This window comes from Polynucleobacter sp. 35-46-11, assembly GCF_002281105.1.
The window spans coordinates 87,232-94,523 of the sequence record NZ_NCFJ01000001.1 but is presented as its reverse complement, the minus strand read 5'-3'; the positions used below and the strand labels follow the sequence as shown (position 1 = coordinate 94,523).

Sequence of the window (7,292 nt, the reverse complement as noted above, 5' to 3'; positions counted from 1 at the left end):
CGGCGGCAAAGCACAAAAAGTGTTGTTGCGCGATTACCAGATGCATCCATTTAAGCCTTTGGTTCTGCACATCGACTTCCAGCGCGTTTCTGCGACTGAGAAAGTTCACATGCGCGTTCCATTGCACTTCATCAACGCTGACACTTCAGCTGCAGTGAAGTTGCAAGGCGCCGTAATCAGCCACATCTCAACTGAATTGGAAGTATCTTGCTTACCAGCAGACTTGCCAGAGTTCATTGAAGTGGACTTGAACAAGATTGAAGTTGGTCATGGCATCCACGCTAAAGACATCGCATTGCCAAAAGGCGTTACCTTGGTATTGCATGTTGAGCAAGAAAACCCAGTATTAGCCAACGCACGTATCCCAGCAGTGAAATCTGCTGATACGGAAGCTGCTCCTGCAGCTGCTGCGGCTCCTGCTGCTGAAGCCCCAAAGGATAAAGCTTAATTATTTAAGCCTTATCTTTGCGACAGAGGAAGCCCGCTTACAAGCGGGTTTTCTTTTTTGCAGAAATACTTTTATCCTTAAGCACTCATCATGACTAAATTAATTGTTGGCCTCGGTAATCCAGGCGAAGAACACATAGAAGATCGGCACAATGCTGGCTTCTGGTTTGTTGACGCTCTTGCCAGACAATTGAACACACGCTTTGAAACTGAAAAGCGCTTTCATGGGAAGGTGGGTAAGGCTAAATGGGAAGACGAAGATCTCTTCTTACTGAAGCCCAGCACTTACATGAATCTCAGCGGTCAGGCTGTAGGAGCGCTATGCAGGTTCCACAAAATTACACCTAAAGATGTGCTTGTGGTGCAAGATGAGCTCGATCTAAAGCCCGGCACTGCACGTATCAAACTCGGTGGCGGCACCGGTGGGCATAACGGTTTAAAAGATATTCAAGCGCATCTGGGAACGCCTGAGTATTGGCGCCTTCGTCTGGGTATTGGTCATCCACGTGATCTGGCTGCAGAAGGTGCACGGGTGATGGATGTAGCTGACTATGTCCTAAGACGGCCTCTGCAGACAGAACAAAAACAGATTGATGCCAGCATTGAAGATGGTTTGCGCATTCTGCCCTTATTTCTAAAGGGCGATGCTCAGGCAGCGATGCTAGAGCTACATTCAAAAACGAATTAGAGCGCTACTTTGTAGCCAGGGATTTTTTGGCAGCAGTCAAAGCTTGATACTTCGCCATTAACTGCGTCTGATTTTCTGAGAATGCGGGGTTTAGTGGAATACAGTCAACTGGGCAAACTTGCTGACACTGCGGCGCATCGTAATGGCCCACGCATTCAGTGCACTTATTAGGATCAATCTCATAGATCTCTAGACCCATATAGATTGCATCATTCGGACATTCAGGCTCACATACATCGCAATTGATGCATTCGTCCGTAATCATTAAAGCCATCTTATGTGCCCGCCAGCCTTACTCTTTGCCCTTATTGGCTTCAATCTTTTTGACTAACCACTTTTCTACAGATGGGAATACGAACTTACTCACATCTCCACCCATTGAAGCAATTTCACGAACAAATGTTCCAGAAATAAATTGATATTGATCTGAAGGCGTAAGAAATAGCGTTTCGACATCAGGCAATAAATAGCGGTTCATACCAGCCATCTGAAACTCGTATTCAAAATCAGAGACTGCGCGCAAACCACGCACAATGACACGCGCATTATGTTCGCGGGCAAAATCTTTTAATAAACCCGTAAAACCAACAATCTTCACATTGGAATAATGGCCAAGAACTTCTTTAGCAATGGCTATGCGCTCATCCAGAGTAAAGAAGGGACGCTTGCTACGACTATCAGCAACGCCAACAATAAGCTCGCCAAAAATGCTTGAAGCACGGCGTACCAAATCCTCGTGACCACGAGTAAAGGGATCAAATGTTCCAGGGTATACAGCAACAGTCATAACACTCCTAAGGCTTTTTCAGCTACAGCCAAGAGTTTAGTCCCTCTTCAAGCGAAATAGACAAGCTTTTACCTGACCAGCCTCTAGATATTTCCCACAATGCCAATCAGGCAATAGCGCCTCAATCTGCTCTCGGGGACGATTGGCAGGAAATTCAACGTAAATTCCCCCGCCTATGCTGTCATCACAGATGCGAGCTGCCTCTACAAGCGCTTGATTTAATAAGCCATCCTCCTGAAAGGGTGGGTCTATAAAGATCAAATTACTAGAGCGATCAGCCTGTTGCTTTAAAAACTCCAAACTGTCTCTGTGCAAAATCTGTACTTGTCCTGGAGCAGGAGATGACTGGAGCAAAGCAAAATTAGTCAAGAGTTTGGCGTGAGCTTTTTTGTCTTTTTCTAATAGAGTGACTGAATGAGCATGCCGTGAAGCAGCTTCAAAACCCAAAGCGCCAGTGCCGGCAAATAAATCCAAGCAACTTAAACCCACCAAATCCTGCCCGAGCCAATTAAATAAAGTCTCACGAACGCGGTCAGTGCTCGGACGTAGGCCAGGTAAATCCAACACAGTCAGCAAACGACTACGCCAAACGCCGCCAATAATGCGAATTTTTTGAGGCGGCTCGGAACGCTTGCCTAATGAAGCCGACTGTACTGGCTTATTTATTTTTAGCTCCTAAGACCACGATCTTCATGCGATCCATGGCTAAGTGCTTTTGGAAAGCCGCTTTAACTTGCTCCAGGCTCACCGCTTCAACCTGTTTAGTCCAAACCTCCATCGTGTCGAGAGGTAAATTATTCCAAGCAATAGATGACACGTTATCGAGCAACTTACGATTGTTATCAATTCTCAAGGGATAGCCATTTACTAAATTTGCTTTAGCAGCATCGAGCTCAGATTGAGTCGGTCCATTGGCAATAAATTGAGAAATTGTCGAGCTCAAGACATCGAGCGCCAAAGTGGCCTGATCATTCTTGGTTTGCAAGCCTGCTTGAAAAATTCCGGCATCTTTTCCAGGAGCAAAGTAGCTAAACACACTATAGGCAAGACCTCGTTTTTCCCTGACCTCTGACATCAGGCGTGATACAAAGCCACCACCACCCAAGACATAGTTCCCCACTAGCAATGGAAAATAATCAGGATTACTACGGGTAACCGCAGTCATTCCCATGGCAATATGCGCTTGCTGAGAATCAAATGGAATACTAATTTCTCTTTGGCTTAAAGGTTCAACTGGTGAGCGCTCAAATTCTGGCAACTTGGCTATAGCAGGTCCAGACTGAGGCACTCTTTCCAATAAGCCCTGAACGATTTCAGCAGCCTCGACCTTACTCACATCACCCACAATACTGACAATCATTCGATCGCCACGGTAAAACTGTTTATGAAACTGCTGCAGATCAGCTGCCCCAATATTGGTAATACTTTGCACAGTAGGTGAATTAGCTAATGGATAGTCTGCATAAACTGATTTTCTAAAACGGCGATCTAGGACTGGCTCTGGCTTCGTCTCTGCCTCTTGTAAGGCGGTTGTCATTCTTTGCTTCTCACGTGCCAAGATCTTGGCATCATAAGTGGGCGCACTCAACATAGCTGATGCCAATTGAACGGCGCGATCTCGCAGATCTTTACGACTCAAAGTCCGAATCCGCATAATGGCACGCTCACCACTGACAGAGATCCCAAGGTTTGCACCTAAGTCAGCAATTTCATCAGCAATCTGAGCTTCATTCAGCAAACCTTTTTCTGACCTGGCGCCATAATTCATCAAGCGCCCAGCCACTGTAGCTAAGCCACTCTTTGCTGATGGATCATAACGATCGCCTGCATCAATGCTGATCTCAATATCGACCATGGGTAGGGCTTTGGTTTGCACTAGATAGGCTTGCGCACCCTTGAAGGAGCCCAGCTTTTCAATAGGCAATATTGCATGAGCAGATGCAATCATTCCAAACATCAATGCGATTGTGATACTAGCTTGCTTGATGAATTTATTTGACAGCACGATTGTCTCCTTGCTTATTCTCACCGGACTGACGCGCCTGGGGATCCAATACGGCAATAGTCAAACCTTCATCAACGAAATATTTTTTTGCAACAGCCTGGACTTGCGCGGGAGTAATGGTCTGCATCTTTTCCAGCATCACATCAATATCGCGCCATGAGAAGCCCGCCATCTCTGTACTGCCGATTTCCATTGCTTGACCAAAGATTGAATCGCGCTTATAGATTTGATCAGACAGAATTCGTACCTTGATGCGCTTGAGCTCTGATTCCAAAATTCCTTTATCAGCAACTTCTTTTAAGGCTTTCCGAATACTACTCTCGGCCTGCTCTACTGTTTTGCCCTTAGCCATACTGGTGCTAATTAAAAACAGTTCTGGTCCCCTGGAGATCATGTCGTAACCAACGCCTACATCATTCACTACACGCTCTTGCTTCACCAGTGTGCGGTTCAATCGAGCATTGTCATAACCATCAAGCACCGCAGCTAGGAGCTCTAATGCATAGGGCTCATCATCATCCAACTTACCCGCTTGTAGCTTGGGAACTTTCCATGCCATTGCCAACTGCGCGCTATCTGCAGGCGCCTTAACTTGCACACGCTTAATGCCTTTTTGTACAGGCTCAAGCTGTGGTTTACGTTCGGGCAACTCTCTTGCAGAAGCAATTCCGTAATATTTCTCTACTGCCTGCAAAATGACTTTAGGATCCACATCACCTGCAATCACCACTGTTGCGTTATTTGGTTTGTACCAGCTACGATACCAATCACGTGCATCCGCAGCTTTCATATTCATGAGGTCATTCATCCACCCTACTACCGGATGACGATAAGGCGAGCTCATATAAGCAGTAGCCATGAGGGATTCATTCAATAGGCTACTTGGATTGTCTTCAGTACGTAGACGACGCTCTTCCATCACCACCTGAATTTCTTTCAGAAACTCCGCATCATCAAAGTTGAGGTTGGACATCCGATCAGCCTCTAGCTTCATGACCTCGTCTAATTTGGATTTTTCAACTTGCTGAAAATAAGCCGTGTAGTCACGGGAGGTGAATGCATTTTCTCGGCCACCCACTGCCGCAACTAAGCGAGAAAACTCGCCTGACTTAACTTTATCCGTTCCCTTAAACATCATGTGCTCGAGTACATGGGCTACCCCAGTCTTACCATTGACCTCATCCATGGAGCCAGCACGGTACCAAACCATGTGTGCAACCGTTGGCGCTCGATGATCCTCGCGCACAATCAGCTTGAGGCCATTGGCGAGTTGATACTCATGAGTATTAGATGCAGCAGTTTCCGCGGCTACCCATGCAGCCGGGCAACAAAGCATCAAATAGAAAGAAAAACGTAATAAAGTGGAGCGCATCTGTAAGATCACCTATCCCAAGAATTAAATTGATAAGATGCAAGGATTAAATTGTATCGATTATGTTCGGCCTACGTAAAACCCTCGGATCCCTATTTAAATCCAATCAGACTGATGAAGCCTGGTTTGATGCCCTAGAAGAATCTCTCATTCTGAGCGATGTGGGTCTACCCACGACTGAGCAACTGATTAGCAAACTGCGTAAAGCCGCCAAATCAGAAAAAGCTAGTAGCCCAGAGGACTTAAAGCAACTGCTCATTCAAGAGGTGGCAAGCCTTCTTCAACCTTTAGAGCCAAACCCTAATCCTTTGTACGTGCATGATCAAAAAACCACACCAGAAGTGTGGCTAGTGATAGGCGTCAATGGTGCAGGCAAGACCACCACCATCGGCAAGCTTTGCAAACTCTTTCAGTCGCAAGGTAAATCTGTCTTACTAGCAGCGGGCGACACCTTCCGCGCAGCGGCTCGCAATCAGCTCCTCGAATGGGGTGGTCGAAATCAAGTAGACGTCATCATGCAAGAGAGCGGTGATGCTGCAGCAGTCGCGCACGATGCCATTCATGCGGCGATTTCTCGTAAGAGCGACATACTGATTATTGATACCGCGGGAAGACTGGCTACTCAAGACCACCTCATGGAAGAATTGAAGAAGGTCAAAAGAGTCATCGGCAAGGCCCTTCCTGGGGCGCCTCACCAGACTTTGCTCGTTCTGGATGGCAATACCGGTCAAAACGGTTTAAGCCAGGTAAAGGCCTTTCATGCCGCTTTAGGACTCTCTGCCTTAATTGTGACAAAGCTGGATGGTACCGCTAAAGGCGGGGTAATCTGCGCACTTGCTCACACACTCAATGATGGGCCAAAGCCAGCAGTTTTAGCCCTAGGTAAAGGCGAGGGAATTGACGATTTAGCACCCTTCACTGCCGCCCAATATTCTTCTGAATTATTCAATTAAATCAATTACTTATAGAAGTAAAAAACCATTAGCACTCTCTTGACAAGAGTGCTAAAATAGAAGCTTATTAATACCTAAAATACATAAAAAGACAATGGTTCAAAAGAAAGCATACAAACCGCAATTGCAAGCAAGGCAAACACTGCCAGCAGCGCAGACTGCTGCGGCTTCGCTTGCCTTTCCGATGCTGCCTTCCCTTGGGGTCGGCACGCTCGACTCTTATATTTCGTACGTGAATCGCGTACCCATGCTCAGCGCTGCAGAAGAGCTGCACCTCGCACAAGAATTTCGTCGCACCGAAAACGTCGATGCTGCGAAAACCTTAGTTCTCTCGCACCTTCGCTTGGTGGTATCTGTTGCACGTCAATACCTAGGCTATGGCATTCCACACGCCGACTTAATTCAAGAAGGCAATATCGGCTTGATGAAGGCTGTGAAGCGCTATGACCCCAACCAAGGTGCACGCTTAGTCTCTTACGCAATCCATTGGATTAAGGCGGAGATTCATGAGTACATTCTCAAGAATTGGCGTTTGGTAAAAGTAGCAACCACTAAAGCCCAACGCAAACTGTTCTTTAATTTACGCAGCAACAAACCCACTCTGGCTGCACTGACTCCAAATGAAGTTGAGGCACTGGCCAAAGCTCTGGATGTCAAAGGTTCTGAAGTTAAAGAAATGGAAATGCGTCTGGCTGGTGGTGATATTGCCTTAGAAGGTGACGACACCGATGATGAGTCAGCTTATGCACCGATTCAGTGGCTAGCTGATAACAGTCAAGAGCCTACTGAGATGATGGCTGCTGCTGCAACAGATGCTTTACATGGCCCACAACTGGATCAAGCGCTCATGGCCTTAGATGAGCGTAGTCGCAACATTGTGCAATCCCGCTGGTTGGCAATGGATGCTGATGGCAATGGCACAAAGACATTGCATGATCTCGCCAGTGAATACGGCATCTCTGCAGAGCGTGTTCGTCAGATTGAGACTGCTGCTCTTAAAAAGATGCGCAACCTCTTGCAAGCTGAGGCTGCTTAAGCAA

General features: G+C 46.7%; 9 protein-coding genes. 4 read left to right on the top strand and 5 right to left on the bottom strand.

Annotation, left to right across the window (positions count from 1 at the left end):
- Nucleotides 1-448 (top strand): 50S ribosomal protein L25/general stress protein Ctc (locus B7Y67_RS00525; RefSeq protein WP_293596802.1); only part of this gene is annotated, 448 nt, incomplete at its 5' end.
- Between the two features lie 90 nt (nt 449-538).
- Nucleotides 539-1,135, top strand: a complete 597-nt coding sequence (gene pth, locus B7Y67_RS00520; RefSeq protein ID WP_293596801.1) for an aminoacyl-tRNA hydrolase — start codon at nt 539-541, stop codon at nt 1,133-1,135.
- 4 nt (nt 1,136-1,139) lie between these two features.
- Here the strand turns inward: pth and B7Y67_RS00515 are convergent, their stop codons facing one another.
- From B7Y67_RS00515 to B7Y67_RS00495, 5 genes are read right to left on the bottom strand one after another with little or no spacing between them, the layout of a single operon-like run.
- Nucleotides 1,140-1,409 carry a YfhL family 4Fe-4S dicluster ferredoxin gene (locus B7Y67_RS00515; RefSeq protein WP_293596800.1) on the bottom strand — a complete coding sequence of 90 codons (270 nt, stop codon included), beginning with the start codon at nt 1,407-1,409 and terminating at the stop codon, nt 1,140-1,142.
- Between the two features lie 18 nt (nt 1,410-1,427).
- On the bottom strand, nt 1,428-1,922 hold the full coding sequence (gene coaD / locus B7Y67_RS00510) for a pantetheine-phosphate adenylyltransferase (RefSeq protein WP_293596799.1): 495 nt from the start codon (nt 1,920-1,922) through the stop codon (nt 1,428-1,430).
- A 36-nt stretch (nt 1,923-1,958) separates the two neighbouring features.
- Nucleotides 1,959-2,525 carry a 16S rRNA (guanine(966)-N(2))-methyltransferase RsmD gene (gene rsmD, locus B7Y67_RS00505; RefSeq protein ID WP_293596810.1) on the bottom strand — a complete coding sequence of 189 codons (567 nt, stop codon included), beginning with the start codon at nt 2,523-2,525 and terminating at the stop codon, nt 1,959-1,961.
- Between the two features lie 55 nt (nt 2,526-2,580).
- A complete protein-coding gene (locus B7Y67_RS00500; RefSeq protein WP_293596798.1) occupies nt 2,581-3,927 on the bottom strand; it encodes a pitrilysin family protein in 1,347 nt (448 codons plus the stop codon).
- Entirely contained in the window at nt 3,914-5,299 is a 1,386-nt protein-coding gene (locus B7Y67_RS00495; RefSeq protein WP_293596797.1) for a pitrilysin family protein, read from the bottom strand. The genes B7Y67_RS00500 and B7Y67_RS00495 overlap by 14 nt, the downstream gene beginning before the upstream one ends.
- A gap of 62 nt (nt 5,300-5,361) precedes the next feature.
- On the opposite strand from B7Y67_RS00495, the gene ftsY reads away from it, so the two are divergent.
- Together ftsY and rpoH are read left to right on the top strand one after the other, a co-directional pair.
- A complete protein-coding gene (gene ftsY / locus B7Y67_RS00490) occupies nt 5,362-6,252 on the top strand; it encodes a signal recognition particle-docking protein FtsY (protein WP_293596796.1) in 891 nt (296 codons plus the stop codon).
- Between the two features lie 94 nt (nt 6,253-6,346).
- Entirely contained in the window at nt 6,347-7,288 is a 942-nt protein-coding gene (gene rpoH / locus B7Y67_RS00485) for an RNA polymerase sigma factor RpoH (protein ID WP_293596795.1), read from the top strand.
- Nucleotides 7,289-7,292 lie beyond the last annotated feature (4 nt).